The sequence below is a fragment of the Herminiimonas glaciei genome, from assembly GCF_042664955.1.
Lineage (GTDB): Bacteria > Pseudomonadota > Gammaproteobacteria > Burkholderiales > Burkholderiaceae_D > Oxalicibacterium > Oxalicibacterium glaciei.
Genome location: NZ_JBHTBU010000001.1, coordinates 1,091,819 through 1,112,807 on the forward strand (window position 1 = coordinate 1,091,819; position 20,989 = coordinate 1,112,807).

General features: G+C 56.9%; 21 protein-coding genes. 8 read left to right on the forward strand and 13 right to left on the reverse strand.

The window, feature by feature from the left end:
• Nucleotides 1–2: 2 nt before the first annotated feature.
• The 8 genes from ACFQPC_RS04800 to kdpE all read left to right on the forward strand — a co-directional run bounded on the left by ACFQPC_RS04800 (nucleotide 3) and on the right by kdpE (nucleotide 9,413).
• Nucleotides 3–275 (forward strand): metal/formaldehyde-sensitive transcriptional repressor, encoded by a 273-nt coding sequence (locus ACFQPC_RS04800; RefSeq protein WP_382270467.1) that lies wholly within the window; start codon nucleotides 3–5, stop codon nucleotides 273–275.
• Between the two features lie 217 nt (nucleotides 276–492).
• Complete coding sequence (locus tag ACFQPC_RS04805) at nucleotides 493–984, forward strand: cupredoxin domain-containing protein (protein ID WP_382271872.1); 492 nt, start codon at nucleotides 493–495, stop codon at nucleotides 982–984.
• Nucleotides 985–1,265: 281 nt separating this feature from the next.
• The gene (kdpF, locus tag ACFQPC_RS04810) at nucleotides 1,266–1,355 is read left to right on the forward strand and encodes a K(+)-transporting ATPase subunit F (RefSeq protein ID WP_382270468.1); all 90 of its coding nucleotides are present in this window, start codon (nucleotides 1,266–1,268) and stop codon (nucleotides 1,353–1,355) included.
• Nucleotides 1,356–3,158: a potassium-transporting ATPase subunit KdpA gene (kdpA, locus tag ACFQPC_RS04815; RefSeq protein WP_382270470.1), complete on the forward strand. Its 1,803-nt coding sequence runs from the start codon at nucleotides 1,356–1,358 to the stop codon at nucleotides 3,156–3,158. It abuts the gene before it with no gap.
• A gap of 61 nt (nucleotides 3,159–3,219) precedes the next feature.
• Complete coding sequence (gene kdpB / locus ACFQPC_RS04820) at nucleotides 3,220–5,328, forward strand: potassium-transporting ATPase subunit KdpB (RefSeq protein WP_382270472.1); 2,109 nt, start codon at nucleotides 3,220–3,222, stop codon at nucleotides 5,326–5,328.
• A gap of 12 nt (nucleotides 5,329–5,340) precedes the next feature.
• Nucleotides 5,341–5,910 (forward strand): potassium-transporting ATPase subunit KdpC, encoded by a 570-nt coding sequence (gene kdpC, locus ACFQPC_RS04825; RefSeq protein ID WP_382270473.1) that lies wholly within the window; start codon nucleotides 5,341–5,343, stop codon nucleotides 5,908–5,910.
• A gap of 84 nt (nucleotides 5,911–5,994) precedes the next feature.
• Nucleotides 5,995–8,718, forward strand: a complete 2,724-nt coding sequence (gene kdpD, locus ACFQPC_RS04830) for a two-component system sensor histidine kinase KdpD (protein ID WP_382270474.1) — start codon at nucleotides 5,995–5,997, stop codon at nucleotides 8,716–8,718.
• Nucleotides 8,715–9,413 carry a two-component system response regulator KdpE gene (gene kdpE / locus ACFQPC_RS04835; RefSeq protein WP_382270476.1) on the forward strand — a complete coding sequence of 233 codons (699 nt, stop codon included), beginning with the start codon at nucleotides 8,715–8,717 and terminating at the stop codon, nucleotides 9,411–9,413. Before kdpD ends, kdpE begins: the two co-directional genes overlap by 4 nt.
• Before the next feature lies 1 nt (nucleotide 9,414).
• On the opposite strand, the gene ACFQPC_RS04840 is transcribed toward kdpE, so the two are convergent.
• From ACFQPC_RS04840 to urtA, 13 genes are all read right to left on the reverse strand, one after another.
• Nucleotides 9,415–10,029, reverse strand: coding sequence for a HupE/UreJ family protein (locus tag ACFQPC_RS04840; RefSeq protein WP_382270478.1), 615 nt, complete (start codon nucleotides 10,027–10,029; stop codon nucleotides 9,415–9,417).
• Nucleotides 10,030–10,078: 49 nt separating this feature from the next.
• Nucleotides 10,079–10,714 carry an urease accessory protein UreG gene (gene ureG, locus ACFQPC_RS04845; protein ID WP_382270479.1) on the reverse strand — a complete coding sequence of 212 codons (636 nt, stop codon included), beginning with the start codon at nucleotides 10,712–10,714 and terminating at the stop codon, nucleotides 10,079–10,081.
• Between the two features lie 37 nt (nucleotides 10,715–10,751).
• Nucleotides 10,752–11,432, reverse strand: coding sequence for an urease accessory protein UreF (locus tag ACFQPC_RS04850; RefSeq protein ID WP_382270480.1), 681 nt, complete (start codon nucleotides 11,430–11,432; stop codon nucleotides 10,752–10,754).
• Nucleotides 11,433–11,444: 12 nt separating this feature from the next.
• The gene (gene ureE, locus ACFQPC_RS04855; RefSeq protein ID WP_382270482.1) at nucleotides 11,445–11,957 is read right to left on the reverse strand and encodes an urease accessory protein UreE; all 513 of its coding nucleotides are present in this window, start codon (nucleotides 11,955–11,957) and stop codon (nucleotides 11,445–11,447) included.
• Nucleotides 11,958–11,964: 7 nt separating this feature from the next.
• Nucleotides 11,965–13,665 (reverse strand): urease subunit alpha, encoded by a 1,701-nt coding sequence (gene ureC / locus ACFQPC_RS04860; protein ID WP_382270484.1) that lies wholly within the window; start codon nucleotides 13,663–13,665, stop codon nucleotides 11,965–11,967.
• The gene (locus ACFQPC_RS04865; RefSeq protein WP_382270486.1) at nucleotides 13,665–13,988 is read right to left on the reverse strand and encodes an urease subunit beta; all 324 of its coding nucleotides are present in this window, start codon (nucleotides 13,986–13,988) and stop codon (nucleotides 13,665–13,667) included. The genes ureC and ACFQPC_RS04865 overlap by 1 nt, the downstream gene beginning before the upstream one ends.
• 25 nt (nucleotides 13,989–14,013) lie before the next feature.
• Nucleotides 14,014–14,316 (reverse strand): urease subunit gamma, encoded by a 303-nt coding sequence (locus ACFQPC_RS04870; RefSeq protein ID WP_041296500.1) that lies wholly within the window; start codon nucleotides 14,314–14,316, stop codon nucleotides 14,014–14,016.
• Between the two features lie 13 nt (nucleotides 14,317–14,329).
• The gene (locus ACFQPC_RS04875; protein WP_382270488.1) at nucleotides 14,330–15,220 is read right to left on the reverse strand and encodes an urease accessory protein UreD; all 891 of its coding nucleotides are present in this window, start codon (nucleotides 15,218–15,220) and stop codon (nucleotides 14,330–14,332) included.
• Nucleotides 15,221–15,268: 48 nt separating this feature from the next.
• Nucleotides 15,269–15,967 carry an urea ABC transporter ATP-binding subunit UrtE gene (gene urtE, locus ACFQPC_RS04880; protein ID WP_012079663.1) on the reverse strand — a complete coding sequence of 233 codons (699 nt, stop codon included), beginning with the start codon at nucleotides 15,965–15,967 and terminating at the stop codon, nucleotides 15,269–15,271.
• Nucleotides 15,968–15,971: 4 nt separating this feature from the next.
• A complete protein-coding gene (urtD, locus tag ACFQPC_RS04885; RefSeq protein WP_382271873.1) occupies nucleotides 15,972–16,814 on the reverse strand; it encodes an urea ABC transporter ATP-binding protein UrtD in 843 nt (280 codons plus the stop codon).
• A gap of 20 nt (nucleotides 16,815–16,834) precedes the next feature.
• The gene (urtC, locus tag ACFQPC_RS04890; RefSeq protein ID WP_382270490.1) at nucleotides 16,835–17,932 is read right to left on the reverse strand and encodes an urea ABC transporter permease subunit UrtC; all 1,098 of its coding nucleotides are present in this window, start codon (nucleotides 17,930–17,932) and stop codon (nucleotides 16,835–16,837) included.
• Entirely contained in the window at nucleotides 17,929–19,545 is a 1,617-nt protein-coding gene (gene urtB, locus ACFQPC_RS04895) for an urea ABC transporter permease subunit UrtB (protein ID WP_382270491.1), read from the reverse strand. Before urtB ends, urtC begins: the two co-directional genes overlap by 4 nt.
• 176 nt (nucleotides 19,546–19,721) lie before the next feature.
• A complete protein-coding gene (urtA, locus tag ACFQPC_RS04900; RefSeq protein ID WP_382270492.1) occupies nucleotides 19,722–20,975 on the reverse strand; it encodes an urea ABC transporter substrate-binding protein in 1,254 nt (417 codons plus the stop codon).
• Between the last annotated feature and the right edge of the window lie 14 nt (nucleotides 20,976–20,989).

Genomic DNA, 20,989 nt, shown 5'->3' on the forward strand with positions numbered 1-20,989 from the left:
AAATGTCACATACCAAGGGCGACAGGAAATTGCTGGCACGTGTGCGCCGCATGAAGGGGCAGGTCGAGGCGCTGGAGAAAGCGCTGGCCGGCGATAGCGATTGTGGTGCCGTGCTGCAACAGATTGCGGCGATACGCGGTGCTGCGAACGGACTCATGGCGGAAGTACTGGAGAGCCATATCCGTGAACATCTCGGTGCACAGCCTGTTTCAGAAGAGGAACACCAGGCCGATCTGGAGCAGGTCGTTACAGTCCTGCGTTCATACCTGAAGTAGTCGTCATTGCCATTATGCGTTCCTGTCCTGCTTATGCCGAATAACATGGGCAGGGCAGTGATGCACTTCTTTCCTTTGAATTCACAGCCGCCCGGCTCGATCCGCTGCCTTCATGTATCATCTGCGCGCTACTGAAGTGGCGAGGAATTGAGCATTTCAATAGTTGTGAGAACCATGCTTTAAAAGCAACTGTAAGGAACGGGAATTGAAAAAATTGATGTTGGCGGCTTTGTTGTTGGCCTCTTCCGTGGCACTGGCCCATGATGATGCGCACACCAAGGCGGTATTCGATGTGAGCAAGGCCGAGCAAAAAGAATTTGGTATCGCCGGTGATCCGGCCAGGGTGCACAGGACCATCAAGCTGGTGATGCGCGACGATATGCGTTTTACACCGAACCGGATCAAGGTCAAGGAAGGTGAAACCGTCAAGTTGGTGATCAAGAACAAAGGCAAGATATTGCATGAAATCGTGTTGGGGACGACCGCACAGTTGCAGGAGCATGCGGCAATGATGCGCAAATTTCCCACGATGGCACATGAAGCACCGTATATGGCGCACGTAAAGCCGGGTGCTATCGAGGAAATCGTCTGGACCTTTAATCGTCCCGGTGAATTCGATTTTGCCTGCCTGATTGCCGGTCACTTTGAAGCCGGTATGACAGGAAAAATCCAGGTTGGCGAAAAGAATCGCCGCAATTACTTCAATTGATAGCCCATCCGCATTAAATCGGCAGTGCCCTGGTCCACAGGGTACTGCTGCACCCCTCCCAGTATCCCCATCCCGTCATATTTCCGAGGCAATTTTTACGCCTTGTTTACACCCGCCACCCAAGTCTTTACGAATTTTTTAGATTGATAAGACTACGCTTCTATTCATCGTAAACCTGTATGGGGAAGATGGATGGACATAGTATTTATCGCCGCAATCGCGGTGTTTTTCCTGCTGCTTGTGGCCTACACAAACGGCTGTAACAAGCTGGGAGAACGCCAATGAACATGTTTTACCTGGTGGGCGCGGTAGTTGCCGTCGGCCTGCTGATTTATTTGCTGGCGGCCTTGTTGAATGCGGAGGAGCTGTAAATGACGACGCAATCAATTATCTTGCTGGCGGTATTCCTGCTGGTTTTACTGGTGCTGGCGTATCCGCTTGGCACCTACCTGGCCAAGGTCGGCGGCACTGCGCCTATACGCGGGCTGGGCTGGCTCCTCCGATTTGAGCAATTCCTGTATCGGATGGCGGGCAGCAATGCGCAAGCCGAGATGGGCTGGAAAGGCTATGCAATAGCCTTGCTGGTCTTCAACGTGCTCGGCACTTTCTTTGTCTATGCGGTGCAACGCATGCAGGCCTGGCTGCCTTTGAATCCGCAAGCCTTTGGCAATGTCAGCCCTGATTCATCGTTTAATACCGCCGTCAGCTTTGTTGCCAATACCAACTGGCAAGGCTATGGCGGTGAATCGACGATGAGCTACCTGACGCAAATGCTGGCGCTGACCGGACAGAACTTCTTTTCCGCCGCGACCGGTATTGCCGTGATCTATGCATTGATACGTGGCTTCAGCCATCGTTCGGTCAAATCGATAGGCAACTTCTGGGTCGACCTGACACGTTCCACCCTGTATGTCTTGCTGCCTTTGTCGATCATCGTCGCCGTCGTGCTGATGAGCCAGGGTGTGATACAGAATTTCTCATCCTACAAGGATGTGGCGCTGATCGATCCGATTACTTACCAGCAGCCTAAAGTCGGTACGGATGGACAGCCGGTGGTCGATGACAAGGGTGCACCAGTACTGGAAACCCTGACTGCCAAAACGCAAACCATCGCGATGGGCCCGGTTGCTTCGCAGGAAGCGATCAAGATGCTGGGTACCAATGGTGGTGGCTTCTTCAATGCCAACTCGGCACATCCCTATGAAAACCCGACTGCCTTCAGCAATCTGGTGGAAATGCTGGCGATCTTCCTGATCCCGGCGGCGCTGTGTTTCACCTTCGGCCGCATGGTCGGCGATATGCGCCAGGGCTGGGCCATCCTCGGTGCAATGACCTTGCTGTTCGTCGTACTCACCGCAGTCGTGATGGGGGCCGAGCAACAGGCGCACCCGGGCCTGGCTGCGCTGGGCGTGGACCAGGACGCAAGCCTGCTGCAGGCCGGCGGCAATATGGAAGGCAAGGAAACCCGTTTCGGCATCAGTGCTTCGACCTTGTTTGCTGCTGTAACGACAGCGGCATCCTGTGGTGCGGTCAACGCAATGCATGACTCATTTACCCCGCTGGGCGGCATGGTGCCTACGGTCCTGATGCAATTGGGCGAGGTGGTGTTTGGCGGCGTTGGCACCGGTTTGTACGGGATGCTGGTATTCGCCATCCTGGCCGTATTCATTGCCGGCCTGATGATAGGACGTACGCCGGAATACCTGGGCAAGAAAATCCAGGCTTATGAAATGAAGATGGCTTCGCTGGTGATCCTGGTCACGCCTTGCCTGGTGTTGTTGGGTACGGCTATCGCGGTGGTGGTGGACCCTGGTAAAGCCGGCATTCTGAATCCCGGTGCGCACGGTTTTTCCGAAGTGCTATATGCCTTTACCTCGGCCGCTAACAACAACGGCAGCGCCTTCGCCGGACTGTCTGCCAACACGCCTTTCTATAACGTGATGCTGGCGATAGCGATGTGGTTCGGTCGCTTTGCCGTGATCGTACCTGTACTGGCGATTGCCGGCTCACTGGCGGCGAAGAAACGACTGGAAGTCAATGCCGGCACCATGCCGACGCATGGCCCGTTGTTCATCGCCTTGCTGGTCGGAACCGTGCTGCTGGTTGGTGTCCTCAACTATGTACCGGTACTGGCACTCGGCCCGGTGGTAGAGCACCTGCAACTTTTCAAATAACAAGTTAGGGACAGGCGGGCATGACCGTCCGCCGTCCCGGATCAATTAAAGAGAATCCATTATGCGTATGTCAGAACCAAAGACAGCCAGCATGACGCGCAAGAACCTGTCGCTGTTCGATAGCAAGCTGATAGGTCCGGCTATCGTCGATTCGTTCAAGAAACTGAATCCGCGTGCACAGTTGCGCAGCCCTGTGATGTTTGTCGTGTATATCGGCAGCATCATCACCACGCTGTTGTTTATGCTATCCATTACCGGCCAGGGCGAAGCCAGCCCGGGCTTCATCCTTGCCGCATCGGTGTGGCTGTGGTTCACCGTGCTGTTTGCCAACTTCGCCGAATCGCTGGCGGAAGGCCGCAGCAAGGCGCAAGCGGCATCCCTGCGCGCCTTGAAACAAACCGTACTCGCCAAAAAACTGGCGATACCGAAACACGGCACTACATGGTTGCCTGCCTCGCCAGCGGATTTGCGCAAAGGCGATACGGTGCTGGTGGAAGCCGGTGATGTAATCCCGGTCGACGGCGAAGTGATAGAAGGTGTGGCTTCGGTCGATGAAAGCGCGATTACCGGCGAATCCGCACCGGTCATCCGTGAATCTGGCGGTGATTTTTCAGCTGTTACCGGCGGTACCCGCGTGCTGTCGGACTGGCTGGTGGTGCGAATTGCAGTGAATCCGGGCGAAGCCTTTATCGATCGCATGATTGCGATGGTGGAAGGTGCGAAACGCCAAAAGACACCGAATGAAATCGCTTTGACGATCTTGCTGGTGGCCTTGAGCATTGTGTTCCTGGTGGTGACGGTGACCTTGTTGCCGATGTCACTGTTCTCGGTGGAAATGGCGAAGGCGGCCGGTGTCGCCAGCTCGCCAATCACGATAACGGTATTGATCGCCTTATTGGTGTGCCTGATCCCGACCACGATCGGTGGCTTGCTGTCGGCGATAGGTGTGGCCGGCATGAGCCGCATGATGCAGGCGAATGTGATCGCGACTTCCGGCCGTGCCGTTGAAGCCGCAGGTGATGTGGACGTACTGTTGCTGGACAAGACCGGCACCATCACACTCGGTAATCGCCAGGCTTCCGAATTCTATCCGGCACCCGGTGTGACGCAAATCCAGCTGGCCGATGTGGCGCAGCTGGCATCGCTGGCGGATGAAACACCGGAAGGCCGCAGCATCGTGATCCTCGCGAAACAGAAGTTCAATATACGCGAACGCGATATCGCCGCCTTGCAGGCGAGCTTCGTCCACTTTAGTGCGCAGACCCGCATGAGCGGTGTCGACCTCGGTGAACGTGCGATCCGTAAAGGTTCGGTTGATGCGGTGAAGAAGCATGTGGAAGCATTGGGCCGCAGTTTTCCGGAAGAAGTGTCACGCTTGGTCGATGACATTTCGCGTCGCGGCAGTACGCCTTTGGTGGTGGTCGATGACGGTCGTGTGATGGGGGCAGTCGAGCTCAAGGACATCGTCAAAGGCGGTATCAAGGAACGCTTTGCCGAACTGCGTCGCATGGGTATCAAAACCGTGATGATCACAGGCGATAACAAACTGACAGCTGCAGCAATTGCCGCCGAAGCCGGCGTCGATGACTTCCTGGCGGAAGCAACTCCGGAAGACAAGCTCAAGCTGATCCGCGATTACCAGTCGCAAGGCCGACTGGTGGCGATGACCGGTGACGGCACCAATGATGCACCGGCACTGGCACAAGCTGACGTCGCAGTGGCGATGAACTCCGGCACACAGGCGGCGAAAGAGGCCGGCAATATGGTCGACCTCGATTCGAATCCGACCAAGTTGCTGGAGATCGTCGAAATTGGCAAGCAAATGCTGATGACGCGCGGTTCATTGACGACTTTCTCGATTGCGAATGACGTCGCCAAATACTTCGCGATCATCCCGGCCGCTTTCGTGACGACTTATCCGCAACTGAAAGCGCTGGACATCATGCAACTGAGCAGTCCGTCATCGGCCATCATGTCGGCTGTCATTTTCAATGCGCTGATCATCGTCGTACTGATCCCATTGGCTTTGAAAGGCGTGAAGTATCGCGCGGTGGGCGCTGCCGCCTTGTTACGCCGCAATATGCTGATCTACGGCCTCGGCGGGATTTTGGTGCCGTTCGCCGGTATCAAGCTGATCGACATGATCCTGAACGTTCTCCATCTGGTGTAAAGGATATATATTATGAAATCCACTTTTCGTCCCGCATTGATTCTCTTTGCAATGCTGACCCTGATTTGCGGTGTGATCTATCCGTACGCAGTAAGCGGCATCGGCAAGCTGGTGTTTCCCGGCCAGGCCGACGGCAGTATCGTTACGCAAAATGGTGCGGCGGTCGGCTCCAGCCTGATAGGGCAGGCATTTACATCGCCACAGTATTTCTGGGGGCGTCCGTCTGCAACCGGCCCTATGCCGAATAACGCATCCGCTTCCGGCGGCTCCAACCTAGGCCCGACCAATCCGGCCTTGCTGGATGGCGTCAAAGGCCGCATTGATGCATTGAAAGCGGCGGATCCCGGCAATACTGCAGCGATCCCGGTCGACCTGGTGACGGCTTCCGGCAGTGGCCTGGATCCGGAGATCAGTGTGGCGGCAGCTTACTACCAGATGCCACGCGTGGCACGCGAACGCAAAATGGCGGTGGAAGAAGTCAAAGCCATGATAGATCGCATCAGCCAGCCGCAATACATGGGTTTTTTCGGTGAGAACCGTGTCAATGTACTGACATTGAACCTGGCGCTGGACCAGCGTTAAACCAGGCGTAAAGCGCCAAGTTCGGGGGCTGTGTAGGCAGCCCCCGAATGTGTCACAATCGATGCCTGACCACCGTTAGAACTCATGCCATCCAGCGAACACCAACGTCCTGATCCCGATACCTTGCTGGCGCAAATGCAGGCGCAGGACCGGCGTGCGTCGCGCGGCAAGCTGCGTATTTATTTCGGTGCTTCGGCCGGGGTCGGCAAGACCTATGCGATGCTGAATGCCGCACGCAGCATGCAAAGGGAAACGCTGGATGTGGTGGTCGGCCTGGTGGAAACCCACGGTCGCAAGGAAACCGCAGCCTTGCTGGACGGGCTGGAGATCCTGCCACGCAAGGATGTCGCTTACCGCGACAAAACCATCGCTGAATTCGATATTGATGCCGCACTGGCACGCAAGCCGGCCTTGATCCTGGTGGATGAACTCGCGCATTCGAATGCGCCGGGTTCACGCCATCCGAAACGTTGGCAGGATGTGGAAGAGTTGTTGGGCGCCGGCATCGACGTGTTTACCGCCGTGAACGTGCAGCACCTGGAAAGCCTGAACGATGTCATCGGCGGCATTACCGGCATCCGCGTGGCGGAAACCTTGCCGGATACCGTATTCGACCAGGCTGATGAAATCGTGCTGGTCGATATCCCGGCCGATGATTTGCTGACGCGCCTGAAGGAAGGCAAGGTTTACCAGCCGCAGCAAGCCGAACGCGCATCGCGCAATTTTTTCCGCAAAGGCAATTTGATCGCCTTGCGTGAGCTGGCCTTGCGCCGTACCGCGGACCGGGTGGAAGACGATGTCCAGGCCTATCGCGTCGAGAAGTCTATCAATGCGATCTGGAAAACCGATTCCGATTTGCTGGCCTGCATAGGGCCGCGTGCCGGGGCCGAACATGTGATCCGCAGTACCGCACAACTGGCCGGCCAGCTGAATGCGCAATGGCATGCAGTTTATGTCGAGACGCCGCAATTGCAGCGTTTGTCGCCGACCGAACGTGAACGCATATTGAAGACGCTGAAACTGGCGCAAGACCTTGGTGCCACTACCGCAGTCTTGCCCGGCAACGATATCGCGCGTGAAATTGTCAACTATGCGCGCAGCCATAATTTTTCCCGCATCATCCTCGGCCGCAATCATACACGCTGGCCGTGGCGCGCGCCGCATGCGCAACGCATTGCCAACTATGCGCCGGATATCGACCTGATAGAAACCGGTGAACGCCAAAGCAGGGAAGTTGCAGCGACGCCACGCGAGAGCGGTAGCACGCAGGATGATGATGTGGTGGATAACGGTAAATCGCCTTACCTGCCATATGCGTGGACCGTCGCCATCTGTGTTTTGACGGCCCTGATTACAACGCCGATGATGCCGCACCTGGACCTGGCGAATATCGTCATGCTCTTCCTGCTGGCCGAGGTATTGATTGCGGTGCGCTTTGGTCGTGGCCCGGCGGTGCTGGCGGCTTTCCTCAGTGTGGCGGTATTCGACTTCTTCTTTGTTTCGCCGCGCTTTTCCTTCGCGGTCAGCGATGTGCAGTACCTGGTGACTTTTTCCGTCTTGCTGGTGGTCGGCCTGATCGTCGGGCAACTGACGTCTGGCTTGCGTTTCCAGGCCAGGATCGCAGCGCAGCGTGAAGGGCGGGCGCGTGCCTTGTATGAATTTGCACGTGAACTGTCCAGCGCCTTGCAGGCCGAGCAGGTATTCGAAACCACGCAAAACTTTATCCAGCGTACCTTCCGCGCGCAGGCCGTATTGTTGTTACCGAATGATGAAGCGCGCCTGCAGGCCGCGCAGGGGCACAGCAAGGAACTCGATATCGGTATCGCGCAATGGGCTTTCGATCGCGCCACCCCGGCCGGTATGGGCACCGATACCTTGCCGGCCAGCGTCTATTTTTACCTGCCTTTGGTCGCGCCCATGCGCACCCGCGGCGTGCTGGCGATCAGGCCGGAGAACCGGCGCTGGATGCTGATTCCGGAACAAAGACGGCAACTGGATACCTTTGCCGCGCTGGCGGCGATTGCATTGGAACGCGTGCATTACATTGAGGTGGCGCAGGACGCCTTGCTGCGCATGGAGTCGGAACGTTTGCGTAATTCCTTGCTGGCGGCGATTTCGCATGATTTGCGTACGCCGTTGACGGCACTGGTTGGTTTGTCCGAATCATTGACACGCTCCAAACCGGAGCTGGCTGCGGCCCAGCAGGAACTGGCGCATGCCTTGCATGAAGAAGCCTTGCGCATGGGGAACCTGGTGACCAATCTGCTCGATATGGCACGCATACAGAGTGGCGAGGTCAAGCTGAACCTGCAGTGGCAACAGTTCGAAGAAGTGGTCGGCAGTTCCTTGCGCGCGGTGCAATCGCTGCTCGGCAGGCATCAGGTGCATACCCGGCTGGCAGCAGGCTTGCCATTGGTGAATTTCGATGCAGTGCTGATCGAGCGCGTGTTGTGCAATTTGCTGGAGAATGCGAGCAAATACACGCCGGCCGGTTCGCAGATAACGATTGCCGCCGAACTCAGCGGGCAATACCTGGATGTCGCGGTTTATGACAACGGTCCCGGTTTGCCACCCGGCCAGGAAGAAGCTATCTTTGAAAAGTTCACCCGTGGTGAACGCGAATCGGCGACGCCGGGCGTCGGTTTGGGCCTGGCGATTTGCCGCGCCATTATAGAAGCACATCATGGCACTATCCGTGGCGGACATTCGCCGCAGGGTGGTGCCGCCATTATCTTTACCCTGCCTTTGGGCACGCCTCCCGCCATGCCGGACCTGGATGAAGGCGAATTACAGAACCAGACACCATGAGTGAATCAGTACCGATAGCCTTGCTGGTCGAAGATGAACCGCAAATCCGGCGCTTTGTGCGTGCCGCGATGGAGGAAGAGGGCTGGCATGTCTATGAGGCGGAAACCATGAAGCGCGGCCTGATCGATGCCGGTACGCGCAAGCCTAACCTGATCATCCTCGACCTCGGCTTGCCGGATGGCGACGGCATGGACTTCATTGCCGACATCCGTGAATGGTCGCCGGTCCCCATCATCGTGCTGTCAGCACGTGTCAGCGAAGGTGACAAGATCAAGGCGCTGGATGCGGGGGCCGACGATTACCTGATCAAACCGTTCGGCGTAGGTGAATTGCTGGCGCGTGTGCGCTCGACGATACGCCGGCATCGCCGGGTCGATGGCGATGCGCAAGGCAGTTTCAGCTTCGGCGACGTGAAGGTTGACCTGAATGCGCGCCTGGTGACCAAGGCGAACCAGATGGTGCACCTGACGCCGACCGAGTATCGCTTGTTGAGCGTACTGGTGGCGAATGCCGGTCGCGTCGTTACCAATCCGCAATTGTTGCGCGAGGTGTGGGGGCCTTCGCATTCGGAGAGCGGCCACTACCTGCGCATTTATATGGGGCATTTGCGGCAAAAGCTGGAAGACGATCCGGCCCAGCCGCGTTACCTGCTGACCGAGACTGCGGTCGGTTATCGCCTCCTGCAGCCACTTTGAATCAAGCGGCTGTCAACAAATAAGCACCGACAGCTGCAATGCCGGCACCACCCATACGTACCACCTTGTCCGCCATTTGCTTACCGGCGACCAGGCCGATGAGCAAACCGGTGGCGTGCAGGAGCGCGGTAGCGAGCACGAAGCCGGCGCCATACAGCGCTGCCGATGAACCATGCGGCAATTCGCTACCGTGTGCATAACCATGGAACAGCGCGAACACGGAAACAATGGTGGTGCTGGCCCATAAGGGCATCTTGACGGCAAAGGCAATCAACAATCCCAGTACTGTCACCGAAGCGGCGATACCGCTTTCCACCGCCGGCAACTGGAAGCCACTCATCGCCAGCAAGGCACCGGCCACCATCATCAATGGAAATGCCAGCGTCAAGACCCATAAAGCCGAGCGTTTGAGTTGCGTCGCCCACAGGCCGACGGCGAGCATGGCCAGCAGGTGATCGATACCGGAAAACGGATGGGAAAAACCGGAGCTGAAACTCATGGCGCTATTCATCATGCTTTCCGGATGATCGGGATGGGCGAGTGCAGTGCCGACTGCGAGGCAGCCAAGGGCAAATACACCGATGCGCGCGGCAGTTTTATTTGAGAGGGAAAACATGTTGGGCTCCTTCGGATAAATCGATTCGAATGGTATAAAAATGCAAGAATTAGTTCTTGCGCTTTTCATCCAGCAAGCCTTGCTTGCGGATGTATTCGATGACGGTTTCGACACCGTCACCGCTGCGTAAATTGGTGAAGACGAATGGACGTTCGCCGCGCATCCGCTTGGCATCCTGCGCCATGATGTCGAGGTTGGCACCGACATAGGGTGCGAGGTCGGTTTTGTTGATGATCAATAAATCCGAACGCGTGATGCCGGGGCCGCCTTTGCGCGGGATTTTTTCACCGCCGGCAACGTCGATGACGTAAATGGTCAGGTCCGACAATTCCGGGCTGAAGGTCGCCGCCAGATTATCGCCGCCGGACTCCACCAGGATTAAATCAAGATCAGGGAAGTCAGCACTCATACGCGCAATGGCTTCCAGGTTGATCGATGCATCCTCGCGGATCGCCGTATGCGGACAGCCGCCGGTTTCCACACCCATCAGGCGTTCCGCCGGCAGCGCATCGGCGCGCAGCAGGATTTCCATATCTTCCTTGGTGTAGATGTCATTTGTGATGACGGCCATGTCATAGCTGTCGCGCATGCGTTTGCACAGCATTTCGCACAGCGCCGTTTTGCCGGAACCGACAGGGCCGCCGATGCCGACGCGGAGTGGATTGGGGGAGGAAGGATTACTCATAGTTTTATCAATCAAAAATTTAATTCGGGGAACGAGTTCAAGAACGATACAGACGGCTGTACTGCACTTCATGCTGCATCGACAGCAGTGATAATCCTGGCGACCAGTTCGATAATTCTTCATCCGGCGATTGCTGCGCCACTTGTGCCGCGACTTCCAGTTCGGCTTGCAGGGACAGCAGCAAACGCTGCCCGGCAACCTGGCCCAGTGGTACCGATTTCACACAAACCAATACCTGGTTCTCGGCCCACGAAAACAGCATGCCGAGCAAGGCCGCTTCCGCCGGCACCTTGAGCGTCACTGCGGCATAAGCCAGCGCAGTCGGCAGCGGCACCTCGGTTTGCGCCTGTAACAGTGCCAGCATTTCCGCATCACCCAGTTGCAGGTCGCTGCATAATTTGCCGAGCGAATAACCCATCTGTATGGTCTCGGCACGGAACTCTGCAGTGTCGCGCGCGGCGATGAAGCGCTCGGTCCAGCTTTCTACCGCAGCCGCATCGCGCTTTTCAAATGCCTGCAGCAAGCGCCATAACACCGGTGCTTCAAAGCGCGCCACTACTTCGTGCAGTACATCGATAATCCAGCGCCTGGCACCGACTTCATCCTTTACCGTGCCGTTTTCAATAGCTGCCTCCAGTCCTTGCGAATAGCTGTACGCGCCTATCGGCAGCGACGGGCTACTCAGTTGCAGTAGATGGAGCAGGGCCTGGGCTTGCATATCGATACTTCCTTATTCCGCTTTGTCGCTTGGGCGATGTATCTTTTGCCGCAATGGAATCGGCGCCAACGGATGATGAGCATCGTCACCATGGTGGTGATGGCCGCCGCCATAAGCACCGGATTCCGGTTCGAAGGCAGCCAGTTCTTCCTCCACCTTTGCACCGAGGCCCTCCAGCATTTCCTTCAGCACCGCGTCCTTGCGTATGCGCAGGAAGCCATTGCCGATCTGTGCCTGGGTATGGCGATTGCCGAGATGGAAGGCGCAACGCAATAGCTGGTGCGGACTCAGGGCTTCGACCCGATAGGTCGGTTCCTTGGCCGCAGTGATCTTGACGATGCGACCGTCATCGCCGCGCAAGATATCGCCATCACGCAGGATGGTGCCGCGCACGGTGAAAACAGCAACGTCTTCACCCGAAACCATGGTCGCGCGCAAGCGGCTTTTTTCGCGCTGGTCGTAGGGCAGGATCAGTTCACCGTCGATTTGATCGGCTTTTTCCAGTTTGGTATTAAGGGTCAGCATGATGGTTTTAAAATAAAAAGTAGCGTTGTGCCAGAGGCAGGATCTTGGCCGGTTCACATACCAGCAGCTCGCCATCGGCACGCACTTCATAGGTTTCCGAATCGACTTCCATCTTCGGCGTCGCGCTGTTGTGGATCATGTCGCGTTTGCGCAGATGGCGCATATTCTTGACTGCGACCACCGGCTTGTTCAGTTTCAGCATGTCGCCTATGCCGGCATCAAAGGCTGATTGTGAGACGAAGGTCATCGACGTCTTCAGGCCACCGCCATAGGCACCGAACATCATCCGGTAATGTACCGGTTGCGGTGTCGGGATCGAGGCATTCGGATCACCCATCTGGGCCGCGGCAATCATCCCGCTTTTCAGGATCATCGATGGCTTGACGCCGAAAAAGGCCGGTTTCCACAGGACGATATCGGCCACCTTGCCGACTTCGAGCGAGCCGACCACATGTGAAATCCCGTGCGTGATGGCCGGGTTGATGGTGTATTTGGCGATATAGCGTTTGACGCGGAAATTGTCATTGCGCGCCGGGTCGCCTGCCAGCGAGCCGCGCTGCACCTTCATTTTGTGCGCGGTTTGCCAGGTGCGCATGATGACTTCGCCGACCCGTCCCATGGCCTGCGAATCGGAAGACATCATCGAGATCGCACCGATGTCATGCAGGATGTCTTCGGCGGCTATTGTTTCGCGCCGGATGCGGGATTCGGCGAAGGCGACATCTTCGGCAATCGCCGGATCCAGGTGATGGCAGACCATCAGCATGTCCAGGTGCTCATCCAGCGTGTTGACGGTGAAGGGCCGGGTCGGATTGGTGGAGGACGGCAAGACATTGGGCTGGCCGACGGCAGCGATGATGTCGGGCGCATGGCCGCCACCGGCACCTTCGGTATGGAAGGTATGGATAGTTCTGTCCTTGAAGGCGGCCAGTGTGTGTTCGAGGAAACCACCTTCGTTCAGGGTATCGCTATGGATCGCCACTTGCACGTCAAGGCGGTCTGCAACCGACAGGCAATTGTCGATAGCGGCCGGGGTCGAACCCCAGTCTTCATGCAGCTTGAGGCCGATGGCACCGGCGTGCACCTGTTCTTCCAAAGGCGTCGGCAGGCTGACATTGCCTTTGCCGAGGAAGCCCAGGTTCATCGGAAAGGCATCGGCGGCCGACAGCATCGAATGGATGTGCCAGGGACCAGGCGTACAGGTGGTGGCGGCAGTGCCGACAGCGGGACCGGTGCCGCCGCCTATCATGGTGGTGACGCCGCTCATCAATGCTTCTTCTATCTGTTGCGGGCAGATGAAGTGGATGTGGGTATCGACGCCGCCGGCCGTGACGATCATGCCTTCACCTGCGATGATTTCAGTGGCGCCGCCGATCGCCATCGTGACATCCGGCTGGATGTCCGGATTACCGGCCTTGCCGATGCCGGCAATCTTGCCGCCCTTGAGGCCGATATCGGCTTTGACGATGCCCCAATGTTCGACGATGACGGCATTCGTGATGACGGTATCCATCACATCCTTGTAATTGCGTTGCGACTGGCCCATACCGTCGCGTATCACCTTGCCGCCGCCGAACTTCACTTCTTCGCCGTAAGTAGTGAAGTCCTTTTCGATTTCAATGAATAATTCGGTATCTGCCAAACGCAAACGGTCGCCGGTGGTCGGGCCGAATATTTCGGCATAAGCCTGACGCGATATCTTGCTCATTATTTGCCTTCCTTCTTATCCAGCGCGCCCATGACTTTGGCATTGAAGCCATAGACCTTGCGGTCGCCGGCCAGCGCAACCAGCTCGACCGTGCGTTCCTGGCCCGGCTCAAAGCGCACGGCGGTACCTGCAGTAATATTCAGGCGCATGCCATAGCCGATTTCACGGTCAAATTTCAGCGCCGGATTGGTTTCATAAAAATGAAAATGCGAACCGACCTGGATCGGACGGTCGCCGCTATTGGCAACCTTGACGGTAGCGGTGGCGCGGCCGACATTGAGTTCGATGTCGCCTGGCTCCACCAACATTTCTCCTGGGATCATATGGTTTCCTCTTTAGTGATGGCGCTCAGGGAATCGGATGATGCACGGTGACCAGCTTGCTGCCGTCCGGGAAGGTGGCTTCTACCTGGATGTCCGGGATCATTTCCGCCACGCCTTCCATCACATCGGCGCGTGTCAGGATTTTTGCGCCGTCCGACATCAGTTCGGCGACGGTCTTGCCATCACGTGCACCTTCCATGATGGCGGCCGTGATCAGCGCAATCGCTTCCGGATAGTTCAGTTTCAGGCCGCGCGCCTGGCGTCGTTCCGCCAGCAAGGCGGCGGTAAAGATCAGCAATTTATCTTTTTCTCTCGGGGTCAGTTCCATATGTGCTCCAAAGCTAGGTGTTCCAGATGCGCGGGATGACCGCATCGCGTTGCATTAATTCGGGACGTATGCGCTGCCATGCGCGTGTCATCCAGAGGCGGGCGGTTTCACTTGAATGCCCGAGGTAACGTGCCACCAGCACTTGTTTCATTTGCGTGGCGCCGCTGCGGCCGCCCTGCGCCAGTGCGCTGGATTCTTCACGCAGCTCGTTGAGGAAAGCCCCATTCATGGTCTTGCCCACCGCGATCAGCGTGGCGCAAACGGTGTAACCGGCCAGCGACAAAGGGCTGTGCATGGCCGTGCTACGGGCTTGCAGCGCGCCTTGTTCAAACCACAGCAATTTGCCGCCACGACGGATGCTGGTACGTTGCGCCACGCGGCCACTGTCGAAGGTTTCGCCGGATGCGGTGCGGCCGAAGCAAAGGATTTCACCGCCGATATAGCGGGCATCGGTAGCCAGCGTCACATTGTGTTCGAGCCGGACATCGGCTTCGTTGAAGAAGATGGTTTCCTGCGGCAGCCATTCCAGCGCGGCATCCGCCCCGACTTCGAGGCTGACCTGTTGCTGTGACAGCTGGCCGTTGGCGCGGTACCACTTGCCGGCGCCGGGCGTGGTCAGCAGCGCATGCGCATGGTCGCCGACCCGAGCCGTGATGGTCAATTGATCGCCGCCGACGATGCCGCCAGGCGGGTGCACGATGATGGCGTGGCATACGGCCGGATGTTCCGGGTAGAGCGGCTTTTGTACGCGCAAGGGGCCGAAGTGACTACGTTCGGTCATACGGGTGGTGCCTGCATCGTCAGTGAATGCCAGCGATAGTCGCGCCTGGTCATTACGAAAAGACGCGATTCCGCTCTTGTTCGTATGGGTGATGGCGCTGCTCGTATCGCTCAGGCGTTTCATGCAAGGTTGTTTGACAGGTGAAATTCAAAATGATCGGTTGGCGGCAATTTATACGGCCAGGTGTTTCTTGACGTTGTCGTCATCCATCTCTTGCTGGCTGCCGGAAGCTACAACTTCGCCGCGCGACAGCACGACGAAGGTATCTGCCAGTTCACGCGCGAAATCGAAATACTGTTCGCACAGCAGGATGCCGATATCACCACGCTCACGTAACAGGCTGATGACACGGCCGATATCCTTGATGATCGACGGTTGTATGCCTTCGGTCGGCTCATCCAGGATGATCAGTTTGGGTTCGGCCAACAAGGCACGCGCAATCGCCAGTTGCTGCTGTTGCCCGCCGGACAGGTCGCCACCGCGCCGGTGCAGCATTTCCTTCAGGACCGGGAACAGTTCATAGACTTCACCTTTGATTACCGAAGCCTTCTTGCCGGATTTAGTCGCCATGCCCATCAGCAGGTTTTCTTCGACGGTCAGGCGCGCAAAGATTTCTCGACCTTGCGGTACATAGGCGATCCCAAGAGCGGCACGTTGATGCGGCTTCAGTTTGGTAATGTCGCGACCGTCCAGGCTGACATTGCCAGCGGCCACCGGGAGCACGCCCATCAGGCATTTCAGCAGCGTGGTTTTACCGACGCCGTTGCGCCCGAGCAGGGACAGGCATTTGCCTTTCTCGACCGACAGCGAGATGCCGCGCAGCGTATGTGCCGCACCGTAGTATTGGTTCAATTGATTAACTTGCAGCATGTCTTTATCGTCCCAGATACACTTCGATTACGCGCTCATCGGCCTGCACCTGCTGCATGCTGCCTTCGGCCAGGACCGAACCCTCATGCAGCACGGTTACCTTGTCGCCTTGCGCAATTTCTTCGACGAAGCCCATATCGTGTTCCACCACCATGATCGAATGCTTGCCGCGCAATTCATTGAGCAATTCTGCGGTGCGTGCGGTTTCCGCATCGGACATGCCGGCCACCGGTTCATCCAGCAGGATCAATTGCGGTTCCTGCATCAGCAGCATGCCGATTTCCAGCCATTGTTTTTGTCCGTGCGAGAGCAGGCCGGCGATACGGTGTTCCTGGCCGTTGAGGCGGATCAGCCTGAGGATTTCTTCAATCTTGCCTATCTGTTCCGAGTTCAGGCGCGCAAAGAGCGTGGTCTTGACGCGCTTGTCCATCTTCATCGCCAGTTCCAGGTTTTCGAATACCGTGTGCTGTTCGAATACGGTAGGGCGCTGGAACTTGCGGCCTATGCCGGCATGCGCAATTTCATACTCGGTCAGTTTGGTCAGGTCTATGCTCTGGCCAAAGAAGGCGGTGCCGGAAGTCGGTCGTGTTTTACCGGTAATGACATCCATCATCGTGGTCTTACCGGCACCATTCGGGCCGATGATGCAACGCAGTTCACCGACCGAGATATCCAGGTTCAGTTTGTTGATCGCCTTGAAGCCGTCAAACGAGACAGTGATGTCTTCCAGGTAGAGGATGACGCCGTGCGCGGTATCCAGGCCTTCCGGTTTCAGGCGTGAATAGGTCACGCCGTATTCGGCATATTCACTGTCATCAGGCCGGTCAGATGGTTCGTTGCGGCGCATTTTTTCAGATCCGAGTTCGCTCATGTTGCGGCCTCTTGTTTTTTGAATTTTTTGACGAGGCCCAGGATGCCTTGCGGCATGAAAAGCGTCACCAGGATGAAGATCAGGCCCAGCGCGTATAGCCACAAGTCAGGGAAAGCGGCGGTGAACCAGCTCTTCAGGCCGTTGACGGTGAAGGCGCCGATGATAGGGCCGAGTAGCGAGCCACGTCCGCCCACCGCTGCCCATATCACCATTTCAATCGAATTGGCCGGGGACATTTCAGATGGATTGATGATGCCGACCTGCGGCACATACAAGGCACCGGCAATGCCGCAGACGACGGCCGACAAGGTCCAGACAAATAGCTTGAACCACAAAGGGTTGTAGCCGATGAACATGAGGCGCGATTCCGAATCACGTACACCTTGCAGCACGCGGCCCAGCTTCGAGGTCACGATGGCGCGGCACACGAACAGGGCGGCCAGCAGGAAGGCCAGCGTGACCAGGTAGAGCACCGCCTTGGTCGATGGGGCGGTGATGGTGAAGCCGAGTATGCGTTTGAAGTCGGTGAAGCCGTTATTGCCGCCGAAGCCGGTATCGTTGCGGAAGAACAGCAGCATGAAGGCGAAGGTCATCGCTTGCGTGATGATGGAGAAATACACGCCCTTGATGCGTGAACGGAAGGCAAAGTAACCGAAGATAAAGGCCAGCAAGCCGGGAACCAGTACCACCAGCAGCATCGCGAACCAGAAGTGCTCGGTCATCCACCAGTACCATGGATATTCCTTCCAGTTCAGGAAGACCATGAAGTCCGGCAGATTGCTTTGATACACACCATCACGCCCGATGGAGCGCATCAGATACATGCCGTGTGCATAACCGCCGAGGGCAAAGAAGACGCCGTGGCCGAGTGACAGGATGCCGGTATAACCCCACACCAGGTCCAATGCCAGTGCCGCCATGGCATAGCACATGAACTTGCCGACCAGTGCGATGGTATAGCTGGAAATATGCAGTGCATGATCGGCCGGAAAGCACAGGTTCATGATCGGCAGCAAGGCCAGTACGATGGCGCAGAAGACGATACCGATCCAGGCCGGACGTGAGAAGAGGGAAGGTTTCAGGATGGTAGTCATTCCACGCTCCTGCCTTTCAGTGCAAACAAGCCTTGCGGACGTTTTTGGATAAAGACAATGATGAAGACCAGGATCGCGATTTTGGCGAGTACTGCGCCGGCGACCGGTTCGAGGAATTTATTGACTTCGCCGAGGCCGAAGGCGGCGATCACGGTACCGGCCAGTTGACCGACACCGCCCAGTACCACCACCATGAAGGAGTCGACGATGTAACCCTGGCCGAGGTCCGGCCCGACATTGCCCAGTTGCGACAGCGCGACGCCGCCCAGTCCGGCAATGCCGCAGCCAAGGCCGAAAGTCATCATGTCTATCTTGCCGGTGGAAACGCCGACACAGGCCGCCATCCGGCGGTTTTGCATGACGGCACGCACGAACAGGCCGAGCCGCGTTTTGTTCAGGATCAGCCAGACTGCCAGCACAACGAAGAGTGCGAAGAAGATGATCACGATACGGTTATAGGAAAGCACGAGTGAACCGAGTACCGTGACGCCGCCCGACATCCAGCTCGGATTGGCGACTTCGACGTTTTGCGCGCCAAAGATGGAGCGCACACCCTGCATCAGGATCAGGCTGATGCCCCAGGTGCACAACAGGGTTTCCAGCGGCCGGCCATAGAGCCAGCGTATTACCAGGCGTTCCAGCGCGATGCCGACCGCAGCGGCCACGATGAAGGCGGCGGGCAGCGCGACCAGCAGGTAAGCGTCGATCGCTTCGGGAAAGAATTTACGGAACAGCAGTTGGCAGACATAGGTGGTGTATGCACCTATCATCAGCAATTCGCCGTGCGCCATATTGATGATGCCCATCAGGCCGAAGGTGATCGCCAGGCCGAGGGCTGCCAGCAGCAGAACACTGCCGAGCGAAATGCCGTAAAACAGTTTACCGACGAATTCCGTGATGGTCAGATGACGATTCAGTGCCGACAGGGTATTCACGGCTTCGCCGCGTACACCGGCATCCGGCTCGACATAGCTGCCGTCAGGATTCTTTGCCAGCATTTGTTCCAGTATCGGTTTCAGGCTGGCGTTGCTGGTGTTGGCGAGGGTCTTGACTGCGGCCTGGCGTGTTGCTGCATCGGGGGCATGCAGATTGGCGGTTGCCACGACCTGTTGCAGCAACTCCCTGATGGCAGGATCGCTTTCTTTTTCCAGCGCCTTGTTGATCAGCGGGATTTGCGCCGGATCGGCGGTTTTCAACAAGTCATTGGCGGCCGCCAGGCGCGCATTCCTGTCCGGAGCAAACAATTGAAGACCGGACAAGGCACCTTCCACTGCGCCGCGCAAACGGTTGTTGACGGTGATGCCCTCCGCATCGTCGGGAGCGGGGCCGGTTTTATCGGTGGCTGGATTGAAGGCGTCACTGCCGTCTATGATGAATACATCGCCGGCAGGTGTCGCGTACAGCGCATCGTTATTGATGGCTTGCAGGATTTTTTGCGCATCTTCATTCGCCAGTGCGGCGATTTCCGAGACCGCCGCAATACGTGCGTCTGGATCGTCACCAGCCAATGGCTTGAGCAGGGCAGGGTCGATCGCTGCATAGGCGCTAATGGCTTGGGTGTATAGCCACAGGCTCAGCATGCCGAGGGCGAGGATTCTGGGAAGCAGTCTCATGATTTTTTCATGGTGTGGCAAGGCGGAATGTCCTGAACGCAGATCGCGAAAGCTATGCCAAATGAACTTCAGGTATGAAGTGGATTACGCCGGATGTGAACGATCATTCACTCGCTGTTATCCGGCGCAATACCTGTTTGCATACACGGTTGCCGCATCGGCAACCGCTGATCCGATTACATTTTTTGCTTGCTTTCGTTACCCGGGATGTACGGGCTCCATGGTTGCGCGCGGATGGTGGTCTTGGTTTTATTGACCACGTTGAACTGACCGTCAGCCTTGATTTCGCCGATCATCACCGGTTTGTGCAGATGATGATTGGTTTTATCCATCTCCAGCGTGTAGCCGGAAGGGGCTTTGAAGGTTTGGCCGGCCATCGCTGCGATCACTTTGTCGGTATCGGTGGACTTGGCTTTTTCAACCGCTTGCTTCCACATATACAGGCCGACATAAGTTGCTTCCATCGGGTCATTGGTTACAACTGTTTTGGCATTCGGCAGTTTTTTCGCAACTGCGTAGTCCTTCCATTTTTTGATGAAAGCGGCATTGACCGGATTCTTCACGGACTCAAAGTAATTCCATGCCGCCAGGTGACCAACCAGTGGTTTGGTATCAACGCCGCGCAATTCTTCTTCACCGACCGAGAAAGCCACGACCGGGACATCCGTCGCCTTCAAACCTGCATTGCCGAGTTCCTTGTAGAAGGGCACATTGGAGTCGCCGTTAATGGTGGAAATCACCGCTGTCTTGCCGCCGGCCGAGAATTTCTTGATGTTGGCGACGATGGTCTGGTAATCGGAGTGGCCGAACGGTGTATAGACTTCATCGATATCGGAATCCTTCACGCCCTTGCTATGCAGGAAGGCGCGCAGGATCTTGTTGGTGGTACGCGGGTAGACATAGTCGGTGCCGAGCAGCACGAAACGCTTGGCACCACCGCCTTCTTTCGACATCAGGTATTCAGTGGCGGGGATGGCTTGTTGATTCGGTGCGGCACCGGTGTAGAAAACATTCTTTTCAAGTTCTTCACCTTCGTACTGGACCGGGTAGAACAAGAGGCTGTTCAATTCCTTGAAGACCGGCAGTACCGATTTGCGCGAGACCGAAGTCCAGCAACCGAACACGACGGATACCTTGTCCTGTGAGATCAGCTGTCGTGCCTTTTCCGCGAACAAAGGCCAGTTGGAGGCCGGATCGACGATGACGGCTTCCAGCTTTTTACCCATCACACCACCGTTGGCATTGATTTCATCAATCGTCATCAAGGCCACGTCTTTCAACGAGGTTTCCGAGATTGCCATGGTGCCGGAGAGGGAGTGCAGGATGCCGACCTTGATGGTGTCGGCGGCGAATGCGGAGGGTAGCCAGGAAGAAGTTGCAAGTGTAAACGCGCCAAGTGCTGTTGCTTTCAGGATGTTGCGACGTGACATGAAGTGCTCCTTCA

What these genes read in the sequence shown, in the direction of transcription:
- kdpB (WP_382270472.1), top strand. Translation starts at nt 3,220, where the DNA reads ATGCGTATGTCAGAACCAAAGACAGCCAGCATGACGCGCAAGAACCTG.
- ACFQPC_RS04805 (WP_382271872.1), top strand. Translation starts at nt 493, where the DNA reads ATGTTGGCGGCTTTGTTGTTGGCCTCTTCCGTGGCACTGGCCCATGAT.
- kdpF (WP_382270468.1), top strand. Translation starts at nt 1,266, where the DNA reads ATGAACATGTTTTACCTGGTGGGCGCGGTAGTTGCCGTCGGCCTGCTG.
- ACFQPC_RS04865 (WP_382270486.1), bottom strand. Translation starts at nt 13,988, where the DNA reads ATGATCCCAGGAGAAATGTTGGTGGAGCCAGGCGACATCGAACTCAAT.
- ACFQPC_RS04800 (WP_382270467.1), top strand. Translation starts at nt 3, where the DNA reads ATGTCACATACCAAGGGCGACAGGAAATTGCTGGCACGTGTGCGCCGC.
- urtB (WP_382270491.1), bottom strand. Translation starts at nt 19,545, where the DNA reads ATGAGACTGCTTCCCAGAATCCTCGCCCTCGGCATGCTGAGCCTGTGG.
- kdpE (WP_382270476.1), top strand. Translation starts at nt 8,715, where the DNA reads ATGAGTGAATCAGTACCGATAGCCTTGCTGGTCGAAGATGAACCGCAA.
- urtD (WP_382271873.1), bottom strand. Translation starts at nt 16,814, where the DNA reads ATGCGCCGCAACGAACCATCTGACCGGCCTGATGACAGTGAATATGCC.
- ureE (WP_382270482.1), bottom strand. Translation starts at nt 11,957, where the DNA reads ATGCTGACCCTTAATACCAAACTGGAAAAAGCCGATCAAATCGACGGT.
- ACFQPC_RS04850 (WP_382270480.1), bottom strand. Translation starts at nt 11,432, where the DNA reads ATGCAAGCCCAGGCCCTGCTCCATCTACTGCAACTGAGTAGCCCGTCG.
- ureC (WP_382270484.1), bottom strand. Translation starts at nt 13,665, where the DNA reads ATGAGCAAGATATCGCGTCAGGCTTATGCCGAAATATTCGGCCCGACC.
- urtE (WP_012079663.1), bottom strand. Translation starts at nt 15,967, where the DNA reads ATGCTGCAAGTTAATCAATTGAACCAATACTACGGTGCGGCACATACG.
- ACFQPC_RS04870 (WP_041296500.1), bottom strand. Translation starts at nt 14,316, where the DNA reads ATGGAACTGACCCCGAGAGAAAAAGATAAATTGCTGATCTTTACCGCC.
- urtA (WP_382270492.1), bottom strand. Translation starts at nt 20,975, where the DNA reads ATGTCACGTCGCAACATCCTGAAAGCAACAGCACTTGGCGCGTTTACA.
- kdpD (WP_382270474.1), top strand. Translation starts at nt 5,995, where the DNA reads ATGCCATCCAGCGAACACCAACGTCCTGATCCCGATACCTTGCTGGCG.
- ureG (WP_382270479.1), bottom strand. Translation starts at nt 10,714, where the DNA reads ATGAGTAATCCTTCCTCCCCCAATCCACTCCGCGTCGGCATCGGCGGC.
- ACFQPC_RS04840 (WP_382270478.1), bottom strand. Translation starts at nt 10,029, where the DNA reads ATGTTTTCCCTCTCAAATAAAACTGCCGCGCGCATCGGTGTATTTGCC.
- ACFQPC_RS04875 (WP_382270488.1), bottom strand. Translation starts at nt 15,220, where the DNA reads ATGAAACGCCTGAGCGATACGAGCAGCGCCATCACCCATACGAACAAG.
- kdpA (WP_382270470.1), top strand. Translation starts at nt 1,356, where the DNA reads ATGACGACGCAATCAATTATCTTGCTGGCGGTATTCCTGCTGGTTTTA.
- urtC (WP_382270490.1), bottom strand. Translation starts at nt 17,932, where the DNA reads ATGACTACCATCCTGAAACCTTCCCTCTTCTCACGTCCGGCCTGGATC.
- kdpC (WP_382270473.1), top strand. Translation starts at nt 5,341, where the DNA reads ATGAAATCCACTTTTCGTCCCGCATTGATTCTCTTTGCAATGCTGACC.